The following is a 20,379-nucleotide window of genomic DNA, read 5'->3' as shown; positions in this document are numbered from 1 at the left end:
TTTTTATTCAACTTTTACAGCAGTACCTGTAATAGATACTAAAACAGTCGCGGATGTTGCTAAAGGTTCTACATCTAATTGTATTCCTACAACTGCATTTGCACCAAGTTTTAATGCATTATCTTTTAAATTTTGAAATGCCTGTTCTTTTAAAGACTCTAAACCTTCTGCGTAAGCTTTATAGTATTTCGATGTGTTAAACATATCTTTGAAAGATATTTTATTTCCTTTATAGGAATAGCTTGTGTTATATGCTGTACCTGTTACAATTCCTAAATAATCTACTATTTTAAAATTTTCTATGTTTGGTGTTGTTGTTAATATCATATGTAATTATTCTACTATTATTTTTTTAACTGTCATTCCTTTAGCGTTATTTACTTTTACAAAGTAAATTCCTTTTGAGTAATTCCTTGTATCAACCTTAAAAGAGTTATTTAAACTAATGTCTTTGTTAAATGAAATTAATTTACCTGAAGCATCAAAAATACTAACGGCTACTTTTTCTGTATTGTTCCAGGTTAAATTAAAATTATTTCTCACAGGGTTTGGGTATAGTTTTAATCCTGAAAATTTATACTTATCCGTAGCTAAACTACTATCAAATAAATCTGATCTCCAAATACCTCTTCCATAAGTGGCTGTATATAATTTATTATCAGCATAATTTATTTCTAATTCAGAAATTCTAACATTTGGTAAATTATTACTAAAAGGCTGCCAATATTTATTGTTAGCTATAAATGTATCATTAATATAGAAAACTCCGTAATTCATACCTAAATACAATCCATTTTCAGCTGTTTTATCCCATTCTAAGGCATCTACTTCAAAATCTGGTAAATTGTGTTTTATAGATGACCAAGTTACTCCACCATCATTAGTTAAGTATACTTTTTCAGGTGCTCCAATTCCAGATGCTGCAACAGCAACTTTCAATGGATTTGTTGGATGTATTGCTATGGTATTTATTGCGGGATACGTTCCAAATACTGATCTTGTTAATGGAATTGATGTGATTTTTTTCCATTCTGTTGCCCCTCCATCATCGGTTTTATATAATTCTCCAAACCAAGGATTACAGTACATTATTTTATTATTTGAAGGTGCTATTTTCAAATTTATTAATTCGAAATTGAAAGTTTGAGAAATAGCAGTCCATGAATCTCCTTTATCTGTAGATTTATATACTTGTTTGTAACCACTGTAAATAGTATTTGGAGAGGTAAGGTCTTGTTCAAAAGGTGTAGTCCAAGCTCCTACACCAGCTCCTTGTGGAGAAATACTCTTCTCATCATCCGCTGTAATTCTAAAAAGCGCACCTGCTTGCGCACTATAATAGATAATTGACGGATCGGTCTTATCAAAAAAACATTCCATTCCATCACCACCACCAACAAATTTCCATTTTTTTGTACTACCAACATACATTAAAGTACCATTATCTTGAGCGCCTTCAATAACATTTACAGGATCTGTTTGACTAATTCCAAGTTTATATACTTGAAGTATTCCCAAACCTGTTGATATATCATTTAAATATTTATTACTAGCTGATAAATCATTTGGTTTATCAATTATTTGAATTCCTCCATCTGTACCAACATAAAGTTTATTATCAATAAATTTCATTATGGTAAAATCTACATGTAAATTTCCTTGATTTTGTGGTCTTGTAAGTGGTAAAGTCACTGCATTATTATTTATTACCATATAGTTGATATAAATACCTGCTATATGTATAATATTTTCATTAGCTGGATCTATTGCAATATCCATATGATCTGGGGATTGGCCTTCGCCTCCACCATCAAAACTATCTCCAATATAATCTTTGCCTTTATCATCTATTTTTATAAAAGAAACACCTGCATCTATTGATTTATATAAAGCACCAAAACCCGAATGATCACTATTGTTTTCAACAATATAAATTACATTTGAATTAGCTGGAGTTACTCCAATCATTCTAGCATTAGGATGACCTTGTGATGATACTGGGTTTGGTAATAATGTAGATTTGTTAAACGTAACTCCATTATCTCTAGATATAAATAAATGATTTCCTGTAGCATAAACAATGTTTGGATCTCCTGGTTTAAATTCAATATCAAAACCTGCTAAAGATCCTTGATGAATTTTTGTCCATGTTGCACCACTATCAGTTGATCTAAAAATACCCTCATCTTGGGAGCTACAATATAAAATATTAGAATTTGTAGGGTGGATTAAAATTTTATTAACACCATTATTATCTTCTCTATCAGAGACATCTGCTAAAAGACTCCAAGTACTTCCTGCATCTGAAGAAACATATAATGTTCCTTCTTTTGAACCCCAATAATATTTTTGAGCATTTGATGGATCAATCGCTAAAGAAAAAACATCTAAACTTGGTTGATTATCGGTTAAAACAGTCCATTTAGTTCCACCATCTACCGTTTTCCAAACACCACCTGTTTCACTTCCAATAATGATATGATTACTGTTCCCTTTTTCTGCAGCTATAGAGGTTACTCTACCAATTTTTGGTGTTTCATCATTATAATATGTAGGCCCTAATTCTTCCCAAGTACCTTGAAAACTAGTATTGGATTCAAGTATTTCTTTTTGATATTTTTGAAATATAGCTGCTGTTTCTTGAATGGATTTTTTACTTGATTTTTCTATAAATCTAGAAGCTATATGTTTCTTTTTCTTAGAACCTTTTTTAGATTTCTTCTGTTTTTTAAAAACGGAATATCCATCTTCTTTTTCTATATTTTTATTCTTCTGAGAACAACTTAATATACAAGATAATATAGTTATAAGTAAAAATTTATTTTTCATTATGAGGTATTTACTGAATTATAAATATAAAACAATTAAAACAGTAAAAACCCTACTTTAAAAAACGTTTAGGTTTTCTTTAAAAAAAAATTAATCTTCAATTAAATTAAAATCTAAGTGTTTACGTTCTAAATCAGCTTTTTTTACTTGTACTTTTACATCATCACCTAATTGATATATTTGTTTTGAAGATTGACCAACAATAGCATATTGTTTTTCATCAAAAATATAATGATCGCTTTTTATATCTCTAATTCTAACCATTCCTTCACATTTGTTAGATTTAATTTCCACGTAAATTCCCCATTCTGTAACTCCAGTAATTACGCCATCAAATACTTCATTATTATGATCTTGCATGTATTTAATTTGCATGTATTTAATAGAAGCGCGTTCTGCTTTAGATGCTAATTCTTCTCTATTTGAAGAATGTTTACATTTTTCTTCATAAATAATTGCTTTTGGCGTGTCTCCGCCATCTAAATAATGTTGGAGTAATCTATGTGTCATCACATCTGGATAACGTCTAATTGGAGATGTAAAATGACTGTAGTAGTTAAAAGCCAATCCATAATGTCCAATATTTTGAGTTGTATATGCCGCTTTAGACATTGTTCTAATGGTTAAAGTCTCAATCATATTAGATTCTGCTTTACCATTTACATCGCTTAATAAATTATTTAAAGAATCTGAAGTAGTCTCTTTAGTATCTGTATTAATTTTATATCCAAATTTACTGATGATGTTTTGTAGCGAAGCTAATTTCTCATCATCTGGCTCATCATGTATTCTATAAATAAACGTTTTATTAGTTGCTTTTCCTTTTGAAAAACCTATAAATTCTGCAACTTTTCTATTTGCTAACAACATAAATTCTTCAATTAATTTATTAGCATCTTTAGATTCTTTAAAGAAAACACCTACTGGATTTGCTTCTTCATCTAAATTAAATTTTACCTCTACTCTATCAAATGAAATTGCACCTTCTTTCATTCTTTTTTTACGAAGAATTTTAGCTAATTCATCTAGTTTTAAAGTTGCCTCTACAATTTCTGGCGCTACTTCATATTCTTTATCAATAATTGAAATATCAAGCGGCATTGTGTACGGCTGAATATCATCAGATAATTTTACATTTTCTATAATAGATTGTGCTTCTTCATATGCAAAACGCTGATCTGAATAGGTAACTGTTCTACCAAACCATTCTTTTATAATTTGTGCTTTTTCATTGATTTCAAACACAGCAGAAAACGTTAATTTTTCTTCATTTGGTCTTAAAGAACAAGCACCATTACTTAAAATTTCTGGCAACATTGGTACTACTCTATCAACTAAATAAACAGAAGTTGCACGTGCATAAGCTTCATCATCTAAAATAGTTTTTGGTTGTAAATAATGTGAAACATCTGCAATATGAATTCCTATTTCGTAATTTCCATTTTCTAATTTTGTGAATGATAATGCATCATCAAAATCTTTTGCATCTTTTGGATCTATCGTAAACGTTAAATCACCTCGCATATCTCTACGCTTAGCAATTTCTTTATCTGTAATTTCTAAAGAAACCGATTCTGCATCTTTTTCTACTTCTCTAGGAAACTCATAAGGTAAATCGTATTCTAATAAAATAGAATGCATTTCTGTATTATGTTCTCCTGGTTTACCAAGAACTGCTGTAATTTTTCCAAACGGATTTTTAGAGTTCTTTGGCCAATCAGAAATTGTTGCTTGTACTTTATCTCCATCTTCTGCACCATTTATTTTATTCTCTGAAACAAAAATATCTGCATACATTTTATGATTATCTGGAATAACAAATCCAAATGGTTTGCTTTTATGTTTTTGAAAAACACCTACAAATTCTGTTTTTGCGCGTTCTAAAATTTCTACAACTTCTCCTTCTAATTTCTTACCATTACGTTTAGAATATACAAATGCTTTTACAGTATCTTGATGTAATCCTTTTCCTAAATTAATATTTGGTATAAAAACATCATCTTCATAATCATCAGTTATAAAATATCCATTTCCATTTGAGGTAACATCTAAGGTACCAACAGAATACTTTCTATCAATATTAATTTGAAATTTACCTCTATCTACTTCTTTAATTTTTTTATTTGCAGTTAATTCTGCTAATTTTCTTATAATCTGTGTTTTACCATCAGTATCAGAAATTTTTAATTTTGCAGCAATTTGTTTATGATTGTATGATTTACTACTGTCTTGGTTTAATACTTTAAATATATTTCTAGTTAAATCTTTTACGATATTACCTTTCTTTTTATATATTTTCTTTTTTTTTGTCAAAATATGTTACTTGTTTTATGTGATACCAAAATACAATTATTTAAGATGGTTGTTATATTAATAAACCGTTATCTTTCTAACTTCTATTTTAGTCTTTTTTTAATTATTATTTATGATTAATTCTTGTTTTATAATTGCAAATCCTACTTCAGGAAATGGTAATTTTTCTAAAAAATGGAAAAAAATTCAGCAACTATTAAACAATAAGAAAATCAACTTTTCTTTTGCTTTTACTCGGTTTTCTAAACATGAAATTGAATTGGTAAATAAAGCCATTCAAGATGGATTTAGAACTATTATTTCTGTTGGTGGAGATGGAACACTACATCATGTAGTTAACGGAATAATGATGCAAAGATATATAAAAACTTCTGATATAACTATTGGAGTAATTCCACTTGGAACTGGAAATGATTGGATTAAAACGTATGATATTCCTAAAAACATCAAAAAATCTATAGAAATCATCCATCATAAAAAGACAATTTTACAAGATATTGGTGTTTTAGAAACTAATAATAAAACCATTTCTTATTTTAATAATGTAGCTGGTTTAGGGTACGATGGTTATATTGTTAATAAACTAAATTCTTTAAAACGTTTTGGAGGAATTGCATATTTATTAAGTGGTTTAGCGGGTTTATTTTTATATAAAAAATCTATTTTTAAAGTTCTTATTAAAGATAATATTATAGAAACTAATTGTTTAATGACTTTAATAGGAATTTGTAAATTTTCTGGTGGAGGAATGCAGTTTACAAAAGATGTAAACCCTTCCGATGGTTTATTAGATATTACGATTGCTAAGAATTTTACAATTTTTGATATTATTTTTAATATTAGAAAATTATATTCAGGTTCTATTGTTAATCATCAAAAAATAGAAACTTATAAAACAAAAGAAATTACAGTACTTCCTCAAAATTCAAATCCTTTTATTCAGGCAGATGGTGAAATAATTAATACTGGAAAACTCACAGTAAAAATTAAAGAAAAAGCTATTCGATTTATTATTAATTAGTAGAATTTAAATAAATACTGAAACAAGCTTAGTATAAAAAGTTAAGAAAATCTTAAAAAAAATGTAACGTTTTCATAAATAACTCGTCTTTAGAGTATAGAAGTTATTTAATAAATGAAAAACTTACGTAAAATAATTGCTCTTTTTCTCTTTATATTTCTTGCAGGAGTTTTAATTACTGTAAGAAGTATTAATACTACATTAAATAAACAACCTGCTCAAGAAACTGTAGAATCTAAAAAAGATACTTTATATCTTATTGAAGCTGAAAAGAAAACTGTTTAAATTTTTTTTCTTTTTTCAGTTATCAACATTCTATATTATAATTACTTTTCTTTTAATAAATTTTAAAAAACATATGATGTTTATAATAGTATGTGAATAGCTACTATAAAAATTTTACTTTTTATTTTTTAGTATCACTTATTAATAATTAGTAACATTTTATAAGATAGATAAGTTGTTTAAAATCAAATTAAAGATTGACTTATTAACATAACTTATAAACATATTTTAACCTTATTTTTTTAATAGTTAAATAATTTTTAATGTAAATAAACTGGTTTTTTTATGTTGATAAACTTTTATGAGTTTCTTATAAAAAAACTTGTGTATGTAAACTAAGATCTTGTATTGTAATAATTTTTAAATCCACCAAAAAAACTTTTTAAAAGTTACAGATACTTCTTAACAATTACATAAAACAGGTAAAAGTTTAAAAACTAACTTGTTATTAAATTACTTAAAAAATAGATTGTTAATAACCTTAAATAAACCTTAGTTTCTGTATTTTTGTTGAACACAACTAAATTAAAATCAAATTATTATGACAATTGCCATTGGTAACGATCACGCAGGAACAAAATATAAATTCGAAATTATAAAACATTTAGAAAATAAAGGATATACTGTTTTAAATTTTGGAACCGATACAAATGATTCTATGGATTATCCTGATGCAATTCATCCAACTGCAGATGCTGTAGAAACTAATAAAGCAGAATTAGGTGTTATTTTATGTGGTTCTGGAAACGGTGCGCAAATGACGGCAAATAAACATCAAGGGATTAGAGCTGCATTATGTTGGAATAATGAATTAGTTGCATTAACCAGGCAACATAATAATGCAAATATTTTAACGATTCCTGCACGTTTTGTGTCTTTACAACAAGCTATTGGTTTTGTAGATATTTTTTTAACTACAGAATTTGAAGGCGGACGTCATGCAAATAGAGTTGATAAAATTTCTTGTGCTTGTTAATTAATTTTACTGTCACCTTGAGCGCAGTCGAAAGGTCTTATTTTATATGAAAATAATTATTAAATCTTTCCAAGAATTAAACACAACAGAATTATATAAGATTCTTCAATTACGATCTGAAGTTTTTGTTGTAGAACAAGATTGTGTATATCAAGATATAGATGATAAAGATCAAAAATCTTTACATGTTTTTGGAATTAAAAAGGATAAGATAGTTGCGTATACACGTATTTTTAAACCTAGCGATTATTTTAATAATGCAAGTATTGGTAGGGTAGTGGTTTTAAATTCCGAAAGAAAATATGGTTTTGGTCATGATATTATGAAAGCATCAATTACTGCTATAAAAAACCAATTTAATACAGATAAAATTACTATTTCTGCACAAACCTATCTTCAAAAATTTTATGAATCTCATGGATTTAAAAAAATAGGAGAGGAGTATTTAGAAGATGGAATTCCACATATTGAAATGTTACGAAATTAAAGTTTTAACTTCTTTAACTTCATTAACTTTTAAATTATTTAATTCAATATTTCCAATCCTAACACGTATTAAACGTAATGTTGGAAAACCAACGGCAGCTGTCATTTTTCTAACTTGCCTAAATTTTCCTTCTCTAATAATAATTTTTACCCAACTTGTTGGTCCATGACGAGCATCTCTAATTTTTTGACTTCTTAAAGGAAATTTAGGGTTTTCAATTAAAAAAGCTTCACCAGGTTTTGTCATGTATTTTTTTCCATCAAAACCGATTTCTACGCCTTTTTTTAATCTATCTACTGCTTCTTTATTTATAATTCCATCTACTTGAACTAAATATTCTTTTTCATATTTACTAGATCTAATTTCTTCGGATACTTTTCCGTCTGTAGTTAATAAAAGTAATCCTTCAGAAGCCACATCTAAACGCCCAATTGCCATAGTTCCTTCTGGAAAACGATGTAATTCTCCTAGCAACCTTTTCTTTCTTTTTGCAGGATTTACAAACTGAGAAATCATTCCCCAAGGTTTATGAATTATAAAATGATGATGTTTTTTTATCAAATTAATTCAATTTGTCAGGATTTTTACCTAACTTTTTTGTTTCTGAATTAACTCTTCTTTCTAATTTTTTTATATCCTCTTCAGCTGGTAAGTTTTCAGGTTTAATACCTCTTTCTAGTAAAATTTTTCTTACAGATCGGTTATTTGTAATATGTTCAGCAGAAATACTTCTTTCATTTCTTAAATCTTTTTCTTTCGTGTTAAAAACAGTTATTTCTGTAGCAAAATCTTTTGCTTTTATTGTAATAGTTGGTAAATAATCAGCTAAAGCTCTATTATTAGGAATTCCTAATTTAGTTTTCATATCTTTTGTTGATCTACCAAATAAAGCTTGGTCTCCTTTACTTCTTATTAATCCAAAATTTCTATCGTTTCCTGTTTTTTCATATATTAATTCAGATAAATCTTTTTCCGATAAAGTTAATTTTTGTCTAGCTTGTAATCTTTCCCAATCTTTTATTCTTTGTTCAATTAATTCAAACTTTCTTGTTTGCATTGCAAAATAATTTTGAGCAAAAGCAATACTTTCTTTTCTTGGATCTCCATTTTGAGCAATTAAATAACAAGCATATCTTGTAAGCATAATATCTTGTATTTCTCTTTCGCTACCAGAACCTAAAGAGACCATTTTGTTGACGTCAACAAAATGGTTTGAAATTAAATTATTTGTTGTTTCACAAGCAACTTTAGATTTTATAATTACTTTTTGAAAATTTCTCCATTCAGAATATCCTAAAAGTTGTTGTAAATCTCTCGCAAACCAAAACTCTATTTCGTTTTCTGTAGATTGAGAATGGTCTTCAAAACTATTTGCTAAAGTTTGTATAATTTCTTTTTTCATAAAAAAATAATTTTCATAAAAATACAAAATACGCATTAAATATATCCTGTTTTTCGTAACTTTAACCACTCTAAAAAAATTAATAACAACAACATTTTATGGCAGCAGATAAAGAAAAAACAGCAAAGCTTAAAGCATTACAACTTACTTTAGATAAGTTAGATAAAACATACGGAAAAGGTTCTGTAATGAAATTAGGAGATGTTGTTACTGAAGAAGTAGATGCAATTTCTTCGGGTTCTTTAGGATTAGATTTAGCGTTAGGAATAGGCGGTTATCCAAGAGGAAGAGTTATTGAAATTTACGGGCCAGAATCTTCTGGTAAAACAACTTTAACATTACATGCAATTGCGGAAGCTCAAAAAGCTGGAGGAATTGCAGCTTTTATTGATGCAGAACACGCTTTTGATAAGTTTTATGCAGAAAATTTAGGAGTAGATATAGATAATTTAATTATTTCTCAACCAGACCACGGTGAGCAAGCTTTAGAAATTGCAGACAATTTAATTCGTTCTGGCGCAATTGATATTGTTGTAATTGATTCTGTTGCTGCATTAACACCAAAATCTGAAATTGAAGGTGAAATGGGAGATTCTAAAATGGGTCTTCATGCACGTTTAATGAGTCAGGCATTACGTAAATTAACAGGAACCATTTCTAAGACAAATTGTACTGTTATTTTTATCAACCAATTAAGAGAAAAAATTGGAGTGATGTTCGGTAATCCAGAAACAACAACAGGAGGAAACGCATTAAAGTTTTATGCTTCTGTTCGTTTAGATATTAGAAGAAGAACACAACTTAAAGACGGCGATAAAGTTATAGGTAATATGACGAAGGTTAAAGTTGTAAAAAATAAAGTTGCACCACCTTTTCAGATTGCAGAATTTGATATTATGTATGGTGAAGGAATTTCTAAAGTTGGAGAGATTTTAGATATTGGTGTAGAATTAGGAATTGTAAAGAAAAGTGGTTCTTGGTTTAGTTATGGTGAAACAAAATTAGGTCAAGGAAGAGATGCTGTAAAAGGATTAATTAAAGACAATCCGGATTTAGCAGAAGAATTAGAAGGAAAAATAAAAGATGCTATTGAAAATCAAGAATAAGTAAATTTAAAAGTTCTAACCATTATTAAAACTGCTGTAGAAGTAATCAATCTACAGCAGTTTTTTTATATTTATAATATGATAAAAATATCAGAAAATATACAATTAAAAGAGATTAAAAAAACAGACTGTGAAACGCTGTTTCAATTAATGAAAGAAGTATATCCTTTAGCATATAGTCATTTTTGGGAGGATAAAGGAGATTGGTATGTTAACACTCAATACTCAAAAGAAAATATTTTAAAAGAAATTTCAGAAGAGAAAGCAGCCTATTATTTGGTTATTTATAAAGATGAAATTATTGGAAACTTTAGAATTATTTGGGATGAAAGACTAGAAGGTTTATCACAAGAAAAACAAGTTAAATTACACCGTATTTATTTACATCAAAAAACACAAGGAAACGGAATAGGAAAAACTATACTTGTTTGGTTAGAGAAAAAAGCAAAAGAAAAAAACTATAAAATTATTTGGCTAGATGCCATGGACGAACAACCACAAGCTTTTCAGTTTTATAAAAAGTTAGGTTTTAAGTACCATTCTCATACTTTTCTTCCTTTTGAATTACTGCATGATGAGGTAAGAAAAATGAGTCAGCTTTATAAAAAAATATAAATATTTTTACTTAGAAAACATTTTTACTAACCATAAAACTAAGTATAAACCAATACCAAACCCAGCTAATAAAACAGCAACAACAAATCCAATTCTAATAATTTTTGTTTCTACATTTAATTTTGGACTTAACCACTCAGACACTCCTAATACCATACTATATTTATTTTAAAATTAAACTCCTGTACTACCAAAACCACCAGCACCACGTTCGGTTTCGTTTAAAACCGTAACTTCTTGCCAATTCACACGCTCATGTTTTGCAATAACTAATTGTGCAATACGTTCGCCATCATTAATAACAAAATTATCATTCGATAAATTAACTAAAATCACCCCTATTTCTCCTCTATAATCAGCATCTACTGTTCCAGGAGAATTTAAAACTGTAATACCTTTTTTAGCAGCCAAACCACTTCTAGGTCTAACTTGTGCCTCAAAACTAATAGATAAAGCAATGAATAAACCTGTTTTAACAATAGTTCTTTCTAAAGGTTTTAAAGTGATAGATTCTTCAATATTTGCACGTAAATCCATTCCTGCAGATCCGTTAGTTTCATAACTTGGAGTAGCATGTTTAGATTTATTGATTATTTGTACGTTCATTTATATGAATTTTGTCATGCCAAAAATAGAATATTAAACACAATTTTAATAAGATCATTTTAGTTTTATTAATTTCGCACATAGAAAACCAAACAAATGAGTAAAGAATTAAAAATAGCAGTTTTAGGAGGAGGAAGTTGGGCAACTGCTATTGTAAAAATCTTGTCTGAAAATCGAGATAGAATTGGTTGGTATATGCGTAACGAAAGCGTTATTGAGCATATAAAAGAAAATGAGCACAATCCAAATTATTTACCTTCTGCAGATCTTATTCCAAGTAAATTAGACCTGTCTTCAGATATAAACACTATAGTTGAAGCGTATGATGTTTTAATTTTTGCAATTCCGTCTGCATTTTTAAAATCAGAACTAGATAAATTAACTATTCCGTTAAAAGATAAAATCATTTTTTCTGCCATTAAAGGAATTGTTCCAGAAACAGGATTAATTGTTGGAGAACATTTTAATGAGAAGTATAACATTCCTTTTGATAATATTGGTGTAATTACAGGCCCTTGTCACGCAGAAGAGGTTGCTATGGAACGATTATCGTATTTAACAATTGCTTGTAGAGATGAAGAAAAAGCAACGTTTATCAGCAAGACTTTAAAGTGTTGGTATATTAAAACAAAAACTTCTGATGATATTATCGGGACAGAATACGCAGCTGTATTAAAGAATATTTATGCGATTGCAGCGGGAATTTCTCATGGTTTAGGTTATGGTGATAATTTTCAATCGGTGTTAATGAGCAACGCGATTAGAGAAATGAAACGCTTTATTAAAAAAGTTCATAAGATGAAGCGAAACATTAATAATTCAGCTTACTTAGGCGATTTATTGGTTACAGGATATTCAACATTTAGTCGAAATAGAATGTTTGGAAACATGATAGGTAAGGGGTATACTGTAAAATCCGCTCAAATGGAAATGAATATGATTGCTGAAGGATATTACGCAACTAAAAGTGCTTTTGAAATAAATCAAAAAAATGGAGCAAAAACTCCAATAATAGATGCGGTTTATGCGGTTTTATATAAAGGTAAAAATCCAAAGAAAGAATTTAATCGTCTTACCGAAAAATTAAACTAATTGATTAAATTTTAGTACTTTTGTTTAAAATTACACTTTAGGATATAATTTTAAACAAAATGAAAACAATTCAAGAAGCAGTAGAAAGCACCATAAGAAAAACACCTTTCATAGAAGAAGCTTTAAATGAAAAACTGATTAATGTTTCTTCATTAGCACGAATTATTTTACCAGAGATTTCACAAATTCTTAAAAAAGATGTAAAAGTTGGCGCAGTAATGATGGCTATAAACCGTCTATCTCCAGCTAGTGAGTTACGAATTAGAAAGAACATAAAAAAGATTGCCTTAGATTTAGGCGATGTAATTGTGCGTTCAGATTTATGTGATTTTACATTTTCAAATACACCTTCATTATTAAAAGAAATAGCGAAAGTATTAACGAAGTCTTCAGAAAATCAAGATTACTTCTTAACGGTTTCTCAAGGAATTTTTGAAACAAATATTGTAACAAGTAAAAACCTTCAACCCTTTGTTGAGGAAATTTTCAAGAAAGAAAACTTAATCAACAACGTATTAGATTTAGCGTCAATTACCATAAAACTTCCAAAAGAAAACCTTGAACAATCTGGGATATATTATTTTATTTTAAAACAATTAGCTTGGGCAGACATTCCATTACAAGAAATTATTTCTACAACAAATGAAATGACAATTGTTGTAAAAGAAAAAGATATTAATGAGACTTTTTCTATTTTAATGGATATGAAACTAGGCTAGGTTTATGAAAAAAAATGACCCTTATGCAGCGCTAAGAATTAAAGAATTTAATATTTTTTTATTCGTACGGTTTCTTTTAGTGTTCGGTTGGTCAATGCAGTTTATTGTCATAGAATGGCAAGTTTATAGTATTACCAAAGACCCTTTGTCTCTAGGAATTATTGGTTTAATGGAAATCATTCCGGCGTTTTCTATGGCGTTATTTGCTGGGCATATTGTTGATCAAAAAGAAAAAAGAAACCTATTAGCTATTTGTACCGCTGCTTTTTCATTAATTAGTTTAGGCTTATATTTTTTAACAACAGATACAATTGTAAACAGTTGGTCTACAAATTCAGTCTTATATTCAATTTATGGATTGGTGTTCTTTGGTGGATTTTTACGATCGTTTTTTGGCCCTACTATTTTTTCTTTGGTTGCTTTAATTGTACCAAAAAACATTTATCATAATGCAGCGACATGGAGTACAAGTACCTGGAAAACAGCAGCAGTTACTGGAGCACTTTTTGGAGGTTTTTTTATTAGTTGGATTGGTGTTGATAATACCTTATGCCTTGTTTTTATATTGGTTGCTTTGTCATTTATTTTTATGTTTCAAATAAAAAGGAAACCAATTTTGAATACAAAAATTGGAGAACCAATGATGCAAAGTTTAAAGGTCGGGGTACAATTTGTTTTTGAAAACAAAGCTATTTTAGGAGCTTTAACTTTAGATATGATTGCTGTTTTATTTGGCGGAACAGTAGCGATATTATCTGTTTTTGCTCAAGATATTTTAAAAGTTGGCCCAGAAGGTTTTGGGGTTTTAAACGCATCAATTTCACTAGGAAGTATTTTAACAATGTTGATAACAACCTATATTCCAATCAATAAAAATACAGGTAAAAAAATGCTTATTTCAGTCTTTATTTTTGGACTTAGTATTATTGCTTTTGGATTGTCTTCCATTTTCTGGGTAAGCGTGTTAGCATTATTTGTAAGTGGAGCAGCAGATGGAATTTCTATGGTAATACGTCAAACAATTTTACAATTAAAAACACCCGACGAAATGCGTGGAAGAGTGTCGTCTGTAAATTCTATGTTTGTGGGTTCATCAAATGAATTAGGAGCTTTTGAAAGCGGATTAGCTGCTAAATTAATCGGCCCAGTAGCCGCAGTTGTTTTTGGTGGAACTATGACAATTATTACAGCGGTTACCACAGGAATTGTAAGTCCAACAATAAGAAACTTAGATTTGACAGAAGATATCGAAGCTAGTGAAAAAGAAGAGTAATTTATTTAAACTCAGTTGCTAATTTTATTTTATCTTCTAATTCTTCTTGATATTTTTTAGTGGTTTGTTCATCCCAATTAAAGTGATTTCCAATTTCTTTTATAACTAAGTTTTTATATAAAAATACACTCTGAGGATCAAAGAATAAACGCCCTGTTCTACGCATAAAAAAATCAGTAGGTGTGCAAACCATTTCGTTATTTAAGGTAAACCACAATTCAGCTTTAATCATTTTTTCTTGCTGATTTTCATCAGAAAGGTCATCAAATTTTTTAAGAACATGATCGGTTTGTTTACCGTAATTATGTACTAAATATTCAGCATCTTTTTGCGAGAAATCTACTTCAGCAATTCTATTATATATAGCGTCTGTATAACTTTGTACTTCTTTAGAGTTTTTAAAAGTTCCACCAGAAAGCACTATTTCTTCAGTTTTTATATCGTCAAACTCTTTGTCAAATCTTCGCTTATATTTCTTTGCTACTAAATCAACAATACGTTCAGCCATTTTACGATATCCTGTTAATTTACCGCCAGCAATTGAAATAAGTTCTGTATCAGAAACAAAAATTTCATCTTTTCTAGATAATTCTGAAGCTGATTTTCCTTCTTCATGAATTAAAGGACGTAATCCAGCCCAAGAAGATTGAATATCATCTAAACTTAAATTGATGTCTGAAAACATATTATTTACGGCAGAAATTAAGTAGGTAGCATCTACTAAATTTACTTCCACATTATTTTTATCTTGTTGATAATTAGTGTCTGTAGTTCCGAAATAAGTTACTTTTCCTCGCGGAATAGCAAACATCATTCGTCCATCAGGAATATCAAAATAAACAGATTGTTTCACAGGCAATTTTTCATGTGCAACCACTAAATGAACACCTTTTGTTAGATGTAATCTTTTTCCTGTTTTAGAGTGATTTATTTGACGTAATTCATCAACCCAAGGACCACAAGCATTCACCACATATTTTGAGTTTATAATAAATTCTTCATTTGTTATTGAATCTTTTGCTTTTACACCAACAACTCTATTTTCTTTGTAAAGAAATTCAGTTGCCTCTGTATAATTAATTGCTTTTGCTCCAAATTCTATAGCAGTTTTTAAAACTTCGATTGTTAAACGAGCATCATCTGTTCTATATTCAGCATAATACCCAGCACCGTTTAGAATCTTTTTTGGAAGTAAGGGTTCTTTTGATAAAGCTTCTTTTTTATCTAACATTTTACGCTTATCCTCACCTTCAACGGAAGCCAAAATATCGTATACTTTTAACCCGATTGATGTTAACCAAGAACCATAGGTTCCACCATCAATTAAAGGCAAAATCATCTTCTCTGGAATCACTAAATGCGGTGCTAATTTATGTACAATAGCACGTTCTGTACCCACTTCTTTTACCAACCAAAAATCGAATTGTTTTAAATAGCGCAAACCGCCATGAATCAATTTTGTAGATTTACTTGAAGTTCCAGAAGCAAAGTCATTTTTTTCTATTATCGCTACTTTCATTCCCCTAGAAGCTGCATCTAAAGCGATTCCTGCACCGGTAATTCCACCACCAATAATTAAGACATCAAACTCTGTTGATTTTAAATCTTTGGTAATATTTTCTCTATCGAAATATGAAAAGTTGCTCATTAGTTTTTTAAAATATTTGTTGGTAATCCATCAATACTAGTTTGATTTCTATCTTTCCAATATTCTTGTATACCTTCTTCACCCTTATCTTCAGCCCAATCATTTAATTGATTTCGCTCTCCGGTATATTCATAAAAAGGAATTGACATTCCACATGAAGTTTGTACGCTTTCTATATCAATATTAAAAACTTGTCTGGCTCCCGGAATGGGCTTGAATTGAGAATATACTTCATTCCAATTTGCATCACTTGGTTTAATTTCTGATGCTTTTCCATAGATTCTTACAATGTTCGGAGCGCCTTCAAAAGCACAAAACATAATCGTAATTCTATTGTCGTTTAATAAGTGAGCAGCCGTTTCGTTTCCGCTTCCAGTAACACTTAACCATTGCACTGTTTTATCATTAATCACACGAAAAGAATCCATTCCTTTTGGCGATAAATTGATGCGTCCAGTTTTTGCAGCTGTAGCCACAAAAAACACTTTTTGTTCCTCTATAAATTTCTGAACACGACTTGTAATTTTATCTGTAAATTTTGCCATATTATTTTTATTAATCAATCCAATTTTTTGAACGTTCAACAGCTTTTAGCCATCTTTTATATAATTTCTCCCTTTTTTCTGATGAAAAAGTAGGAGAGAAGTTAGTGTCAATTTTTCTATGCGATAGAATTTCTTCTTGGGTCCATAAACCAACACAAATACCCGCTAAATAAGTTGCACCCATAACAGTTGTTTCCGTAACTTTTGGTCTTTCTACTATTGTATTTAGTATATCAGATTGAAACTGCATTAATAGATTATTTTCACAAGCACCACCATCAACTTTTAACGATTTTAAAGGAGCTTCACTATCTTTTTGCATAACCTCTAAAAGGTCTTTTGTTTGATAGGCTAAAGATTGTAAAGTCGCTTTTATTAAATGATTCTTTCCTGTATCACGAGTGATTCCAAAAATTGCACCTCTTGCGTACATGTCCCAATATGGAGCGCCTAAACCTGCAAAAGCAGGAACGACCACAACAGGATTTTCACCTTCAACTTTATTGGCAAAAATTTCACTTTCTTCAGCAGATTTTATTATTTCTAAACCGTCTCGCAACCATTGAATTGCCGCACCAGCCACAAAAACGCTTCCTTCTAAGGCATAATAAACTTTAGTATCAATTCCCCAAGCAATTGTAGTTAATAAACCGTGTTTGGAAAACTGTAATTCTTCACCGGTATTCATCAACATAAAACAACCAGTTCCATACGTGTTTTTTGCTTCACCTTTGTTGAAACAAGCTTGTCCAAATAAAGCAGCTTGTTGATCTCCAGCAATTCCAGCAATCGGAATTTTAACACCATCAATTTTATAATCACCAAAATGAAATGATGAAGGTTTTACTTCTGGTAACATAGATTTAGGAATGTTTAATTCTGATAATAATGTATCATCCCAACACAAGTTTTTAATATCAAAAAGCATGGTTCTACTTGCGTTGCTGTAATCAGTTGCATGAATTTTCCTATCCGTTAAATTCCATAACAACCAAGAGTCTACAGTTCCGAAAAGTAAATTTCCTTGTTCAGCTTCTTTTCTCGCGTTTTCAACATTTTCTAGAATCCAATGAATTTTTGTTCCAGAAAAATAGGAATCTATCACTAACCCAGTAGTTTGTTTTATATGATTTTCTAATCCACGATTTTTTAATTCAGTACAATAAACCGCAGTTCTTTTATCTTGCCAAACGATGGCATTATAAATAGGTTTTCCTGTGTTTTTATTCCAAACAACTGTTGTTTCACGTTGATTTGTAATTCCGATTCCGACTATTTCTGAAGGATGAATATTCGTTGTTTTTACAACCTTTTTTAAAGTAGATAATTGCGATTCTAAAATTTCTAAAGGATTATGTTCTACCCAACCAGAATGAGGAAATAGTTGCTCAAATTCTTGTTGTTCCATGGCAATAATCACACCTTTTTCATCAACAATAACAGCTCTAGAACTAGTTGTTCCTTGATCTAAGGAAAGAATGTATTTATTTGCCATAATAAAACAGAATCTGTTGAAGCAATGTACAAAAAATCTGCTTTTGCATCTTGATTTTATTGCTATCTTTAAACAAAATAAACAAGTCTTTTATGGAATATGGTTTCTTATCGGTTTTACCGCCAATAGTCGCAATAATTTTAGCGTTAAGAACAAAACAAGTATATATCGCATTATTATTTGGTATTTGGTTTTCTTGGTTAATTATCAACAATTGGAATCCTTTAGAAGGAACGATTGCAATGATAGAAGGAATGGTAAATGTTTTTAAATCCGAAGGAAACACAAGAACTATTATGTTTAGTGCTTTGGTTGGAGCCTTGTTAATTTTTATTCAATACTCGAGAGGTGTTGAAGGTTTTATTAATATTTTAAATAAAAAATTGGTAAAACTTGAAGAGAAAAAATCAGGTTATAGTAGAGTGATGGTTCAAATTTTAGCCACCGTAACGGGAATTTTATTATTTGTGGAAACCAGCATAAGTTCTTTAACCGTCGGAACTTTATACAGACCTATTTTTGATAAACTAAAAATACCAAGAGAGAAACTCGCCTACATAGCAGATTCTAGTTCTGCGCCATCTTCAATTTTAATTCCTTTTAATGCTTGGGGAGCTTTTATTATGGGACTTTTGTTAACTCAAGGAATTAAAAATCCGATAGGAGTTTTACTTTCCTCTATTAAATATAATTTTTATCCAATATTGGCAATCGGAATTGTTTTCATTGTTATTTTTTCTAAAAAAGATATCGGACCAATGAAAAAAGCAGAAAAAAGAACTTTAGAAACAGGAGAGTTAATGAACCCTAATTCTAAACCGATGATTTCCGATGAGGTGACTTCTTTTCCGCCCAAAGAAGGTATTAAAGCAAAAGCATATAATATGATTGTACCGCTTTTGGTGATGGTTTTCATGATGCCAATTAATTTAATTTATACAGGATGGGGTTCAATTGAAAAATCAACTTCATTTTTTGATCACGCTATGCAAGCTATTGGAAAAGGATCAGGATCTTCTTCTGTTTTATATGCCGTAATAACTGCATTATTGGTTGCTATGATAATGTATTTTATTCAAGGAATTATGAAACCAAAAGAAGCTGTAAATTTAACTTTAAAAGGAATTAGCGAGTTAATGCCTTTAGCTTTATTAATGCTGTTGGCGTTTGCTATAGGAAATGTTTGTAAAGAGTTAGAAACAGGAATATATGTTGCTAATGTAACAAAAGATTGGTTGTCTCCTGAATTATTGCCAGCAGTCGTTTTTATCATCAGTTCGTTTATTGCTTTTTCTACAGGAACTTCTTGGGGAACTTTTGCAATTATGTTAGCAATTTCAATTCCGATGGCAAATATTCATACTGCAAATGTTACGTTAATTGTAGCCGCTACTTTAGGTGGTGGAATTTTTGGTGATCATTGTTCACCAATTTCAGATACTTCTATTATATCTTCTATGGCGTCGGCGAGTGATCATATAGATCATGTTAAAACACAATTACCATATGCGTTAATTGGTGGCGGAATTACAGTAGTAATGTATTTGTTGTTTGGTTTTTTTGGATAGCTATTTTGCCAAAACCCCTCGTTTTTTTATTTCAGGGATTAACCGAAGAGCTCCTTCTTTAACGGTGTTTTTTTCAAATAGAAATGTTTTATCAAACAACGTATTTCCATCAAAAAAAGTGACTTGAAAACGATTGTTTAATTTGAATAATTCAGGTTGAATAAATTCTAATTTTGCAAATGAATTTGCAGGAAGTTTATCTAATTTTTTTCTCGTTAATGTTGTGGTTTTGGTTTCAGAAAAACCCTGTGTTACAACAACAATCATTTCTAAATCAACATCTTTATTATTAATGATGTAGATATTCCAATCATCAGTTTTATAAATATCATTGTATTCATAAACCGCTGCAATTTCTACATTAGTAACTTCTGGTATTTGGATGTCTTTTTTCAAAAA

Annotated in this window: 21 protein-coding genes; 10 read left to right on the top strand and 11 right to left on the bottom strand. The window is 29.5% G+C overall.

The features are described 5' to 3' along the window. Positions 1-3 precede the first annotated feature (3 nt). From OD91_RS08165 to rnr, 3 genes are all read right to left on the bottom strand, one after another. Complete coding sequence (locus OD91_RS08165; protein ID WP_144895895.1) at positions 4-327, bottom strand: YbjQ family protein; 324 nt, start codon at positions 325-327, stop codon at positions 4-6. Positions 328-333: 6 nt separating this feature from the next. Beyond that, positions 334-2,829 (bottom strand): T9SS type A sorting domain-containing protein, encoded by a 2,496-nt coding sequence (locus OD91_RS08160; protein ID WP_144895894.1) that lies wholly within the window; start codon positions 2,827-2,829, stop codon positions 334-336. Positions 2,830-2,919: 90 nt separating this feature from the next. Further along, entirely contained in the window at positions 2,920-5,142 is a 2,223-nt protein-coding gene (gene rnr / locus OD91_RS08155) for a ribonuclease R (RefSeq protein ID WP_144895893.1), read from the bottom strand. A 112-nt stretch (positions 5,143-5,254) separates the two neighbouring features. Between rnr and OD91_RS08150 the strand changes: the two genes are divergently transcribed. From OD91_RS08150 to OD91_RS08140, 4 genes are all read left to right on the top strand, one after another. Further along, a complete protein-coding gene (locus OD91_RS08150; protein WP_144895892.1) occupies positions 5,255-6,163 on the top strand; it encodes a diacylglycerol kinase family protein in 909 nt (302 codons plus the stop codon). Between the two features lie 114 nt (positions 6,164-6,277). After that, a complete protein-coding gene (locus OD91_RS13500) occupies positions 6,278-6,448 on the top strand; it encodes a hypothetical protein (RefSeq protein WP_186434424.1) in 171 nt (56 codons plus the stop codon). Positions 6,449-6,989: 541 nt separating this feature from the next. Next, a complete protein-coding gene (rpiB, locus tag OD91_RS08145; RefSeq protein WP_144895891.1) occupies positions 6,990-7,424 on the top strand; it encodes a ribose 5-phosphate isomerase B in 435 nt (144 codons plus the stop codon). 46 nt (positions 7,425-7,470) lie between these two features. Then, entirely contained in the window at positions 7,471-7,911 is a 441-nt protein-coding gene (locus tag OD91_RS08140) for a GNAT family N-acetyltransferase (RefSeq protein WP_144895890.1), read from the top strand. Here OD91_RS08140 and OD91_RS08135 read toward each other — a convergent pair. Together OD91_RS08135 and dinD are read right to left on the bottom strand one after the other, a co-directional pair. Then, positions 7,900-8,469 (bottom strand): pseudouridine synthase, encoded by a 570-nt coding sequence (locus tag OD91_RS08135; protein WP_255513276.1) that lies wholly within the window; start codon positions 8,467-8,469, stop codon positions 7,900-7,902. The genes OD91_RS08140 and OD91_RS08135 overlap by 12 nt on opposite strands. A 4-nt stretch (positions 8,470-8,473) precedes the next feature. After that, entirely contained in the window at positions 8,474-9,313 is an 840-nt protein-coding gene (gene dinD, locus OD91_RS08130) for a DNA damage-inducible protein D (protein ID WP_144895889.1), read from the bottom strand. Positions 9,314-9,411: 98 nt separating this feature from the next. Between dinD and recA the strand changes: the two genes are divergently transcribed. Next, entirely contained in the window at positions 9,412-10,419 is a 1,008-nt protein-coding gene (recA, locus tag OD91_RS08125; protein WP_144895888.1) for a recombinase RecA, read from the top strand. Between the two features lie 78 nt (positions 10,420-10,497). Next, complete coding sequence (locus OD91_RS08120) at positions 10,498-11,034, top strand: GNAT family N-acetyltransferase (protein WP_144895887.1); 537 nt, start codon at positions 10,498-10,500, stop codon at positions 11,032-11,034. Positions 11,035-11,040: 6 nt separating this feature from the next. On the opposite strand, the gene OD91_RS08115 is transcribed toward OD91_RS08120, so the two are convergent. Both OD91_RS08115 and dut read right to left on the bottom strand, forming a co-directional pair. Then, positions 11,041-11,190, bottom strand: coding sequence for a PspC domain-containing protein (locus OD91_RS08115; protein WP_144895886.1), 150 nt, complete (start codon positions 11,188-11,190; stop codon positions 11,041-11,043). A gap of 18 nt (positions 11,191-11,208) precedes the next feature. Further along, a complete protein-coding gene (dut, locus tag OD91_RS08110) occupies positions 11,209-11,640 on the bottom strand; it encodes a dUTP diphosphatase (protein ID WP_144895885.1) in 432 nt (143 codons plus the stop codon). Between the two features lie 96 nt (positions 11,641-11,736). Here dut and OD91_RS08105 point away from each other — a divergent pair, with 96 nt between their 5' ends. From OD91_RS08105 to OD91_RS08095, 3 genes are read left to right on the top strand one after another with little or no spacing between them, the layout of a single operon-like run. Beyond that, positions 11,737-12,732, top strand: a complete 996-nt coding sequence (locus OD91_RS08105; protein ID WP_144895884.1) for an NAD(P)H-dependent glycerol-3-phosphate dehydrogenase — start codon at positions 11,737-11,739, stop codon at positions 12,730-12,732. Between the two features lie 59 nt (positions 12,733-12,791). Then, positions 12,792-13,451, top strand: coding sequence for a hypothetical protein (locus OD91_RS08100; protein WP_144895883.1), 660 nt, complete (start codon positions 12,792-12,794; stop codon positions 13,449-13,451). 4 nt (positions 13,452-13,455) lie between these two features. Continuing rightward, positions 13,456-14,724 carry an MFS transporter gene (locus OD91_RS08095; protein WP_144895882.1) on the top strand — a complete coding sequence of 423 codons (1,269 nt, stop codon included), beginning with the start codon at positions 13,456-13,458 and terminating at the stop codon, positions 14,722-14,724. A gap of 1 nt (position 14,725) precedes the next feature. On the opposite strand, the gene OD91_RS08090 is transcribed toward OD91_RS08095, so the two are convergent. The 3 genes from OD91_RS08090 to glpK are packed head-to-tail and all read right to left on the bottom strand — an operon-like array spanning position 14,726 to position 18,412. Beyond that, positions 14,726-16,372, bottom strand: a complete 1,647-nt coding sequence (locus OD91_RS08090; RefSeq protein WP_144895881.1) for a glycerol-3-phosphate dehydrogenase/oxidase — start codon at positions 16,370-16,372, stop codon at positions 14,726-14,728. Next, complete coding sequence (locus tag OD91_RS08085) at positions 16,372-16,917, bottom strand: pyridoxamine 5'-phosphate oxidase family protein (RefSeq protein WP_144895880.1); 546 nt, start codon at positions 16,915-16,917, stop codon at positions 16,372-16,374. Before OD91_RS08085 ends, OD91_RS08090 begins: the two co-directional genes overlap by 1 nt. Positions 16,918-16,927: 10 nt before the next feature. After that, complete coding sequence (glpK, locus tag OD91_RS08080; protein ID WP_144895879.1) at positions 16,928-18,412, bottom strand: glycerol kinase GlpK; 1,485 nt, start codon at positions 18,410-18,412, stop codon at positions 16,928-16,930. 92 nt (positions 18,413-18,504) lie between these two features. Here glpK and OD91_RS08075 point away from each other — a divergent pair, with 92 nt between their 5' ends. Further along, on the top strand, positions 18,505-19,980 hold the full coding sequence (locus OD91_RS08075) for a Na+/H+ antiporter NhaC family protein (RefSeq protein ID WP_144895878.1): 1,476 nt from the start codon (positions 18,505-18,507) through the stop codon (positions 19,978-19,980). Here OD91_RS08075 and OD91_RS08070 read toward each other — a convergent pair whose 3' ends face one another. Continuing rightward, entirely contained in the window at positions 19,981-20,376 is a 396-nt protein-coding gene (locus OD91_RS08070) for a hypothetical protein (RefSeq protein WP_144895877.1), read from the bottom strand. Positions 20,377-20,379 lie beyond the last annotated feature (3 nt).

This window comes from Lutibacter sp. Hel_I_33_5, assembly GCF_007827455.1.
In the GTDB taxonomy this organism is placed as follows: Bacteria; Bacteroidota; Bacteroidia; order Flavobacteriales; family Flavobacteriaceae; genus Polaribacter.
Note: the sequence above shows the minus strand (reverse complement) of the source record. Positions and strands in the feature narration are given on the sequence as shown.

What these genes read in the sequence shown, in the direction of transcription:
- OD91_RS08165 (WP_144895895.1), bottom strand. Translation starts at nt 327, where the DNA reads ATGATATTAACAACAACACCAAACATAGAAAATTTTAAAATAGTAGAT.
- OD91_RS08160 (WP_144895894.1), bottom strand. Translation starts at nt 2,829, where the DNA reads ATGAAAAATAAATTTTTACTTATAACTATATTATCTTGTATATTAAGT.
- OD91_RS08150 (WP_144895892.1), top strand. Translation starts at nt 5,255, where the DNA reads ATGATTAATTCTTGTTTTATAATTGCAAATCCTACTTCAGGAAATGGT.
- OD91_RS13500 (WP_186434424.1), top strand. Translation starts at nt 6,278, where the DNA reads ATGAAAAACTTACGTAAAATAATTGCTCTTTTTCTCTTTATATTTCTT.
- rpiB (WP_144895891.1), top strand. Translation starts at nt 6,990, where the DNA reads ATGACAATTGCCATTGGTAACGATCACGCAGGAACAAAATATAAATTC.
- OD91_RS08140 (WP_144895890.1), top strand. Translation starts at nt 7,471, where the DNA reads ATGAAAATAATTATTAAATCTTTCCAAGAATTAAACACAACAGAATTA.
- dinD (WP_144895889.1), bottom strand. Translation starts at nt 9,313, where the DNA reads ATGAAAAAAGAAATTATACAAACTTTAGCAAATAGTTTTGAAGACCAT.
- recA (WP_144895888.1), top strand. Translation starts at nt 9,412, where the DNA reads ATGGCAGCAGATAAAGAAAAAACAGCAAAGCTTAAAGCATTACAACTT.
- OD91_RS08120 (WP_144895887.1), top strand. Translation starts at nt 10,498, where the DNA reads ATGATAAAAATATCAGAAAATATACAATTAAAAGAGATTAAAAAAACA.
- OD91_RS08115 (WP_144895886.1), bottom strand. Translation starts at nt 11,190, where the DNA reads ATGGTATTAGGAGTGTCTGAGTGGTTAAGTCCAAAATTAAATGTAGAA.
- dut (WP_144895885.1), bottom strand. Translation starts at nt 11,640, where the DNA reads ATGAACGTACAAATAATCAATAAATCTAAACATGCTACTCCAAGTTAT.
- OD91_RS08105 (WP_144895884.1), top strand. Translation starts at nt 11,737, where the DNA reads ATGAGTAAAGAATTAAAAATAGCAGTTTTAGGAGGAGGAAGTTGGGCA.
- OD91_RS08100 (WP_144895883.1), top strand. Translation starts at nt 12,792, where the DNA reads ATGAAAACAATTCAAGAAGCAGTAGAAAGCACCATAAGAAAAACACCT.
- OD91_RS08095 (WP_144895882.1), top strand. Translation starts at nt 13,456, where the DNA reads ATGAAAAAAAATGACCCTTATGCAGCGCTAAGAATTAAAGAATTTAAT.
- OD91_RS08090 (WP_144895881.1), bottom strand. Translation starts at nt 16,372, where the DNA reads ATGAGCAACTTTTCATATTTCGATAGAGAAAATATTACCAAAGATTTA.
- OD91_RS08085 (WP_144895880.1), bottom strand. Translation starts at nt 16,917, where the DNA reads ATGGCAAAATTTACAGATAAAATTACAAGTCGTGTTCAGAAATTTATA.
- glpK (WP_144895879.1), bottom strand. Translation starts at nt 18,412, where the DNA reads ATGGCAAATAAATACATTCTTTCCTTAGATCAAGGAACAACTAGTTCT.
- OD91_RS08075 (WP_144895878.1), top strand. Translation starts at nt 18,505, where the DNA reads ATGGAATATGGTTTCTTATCGGTTTTACCGCCAATAGTCGCAATAATT.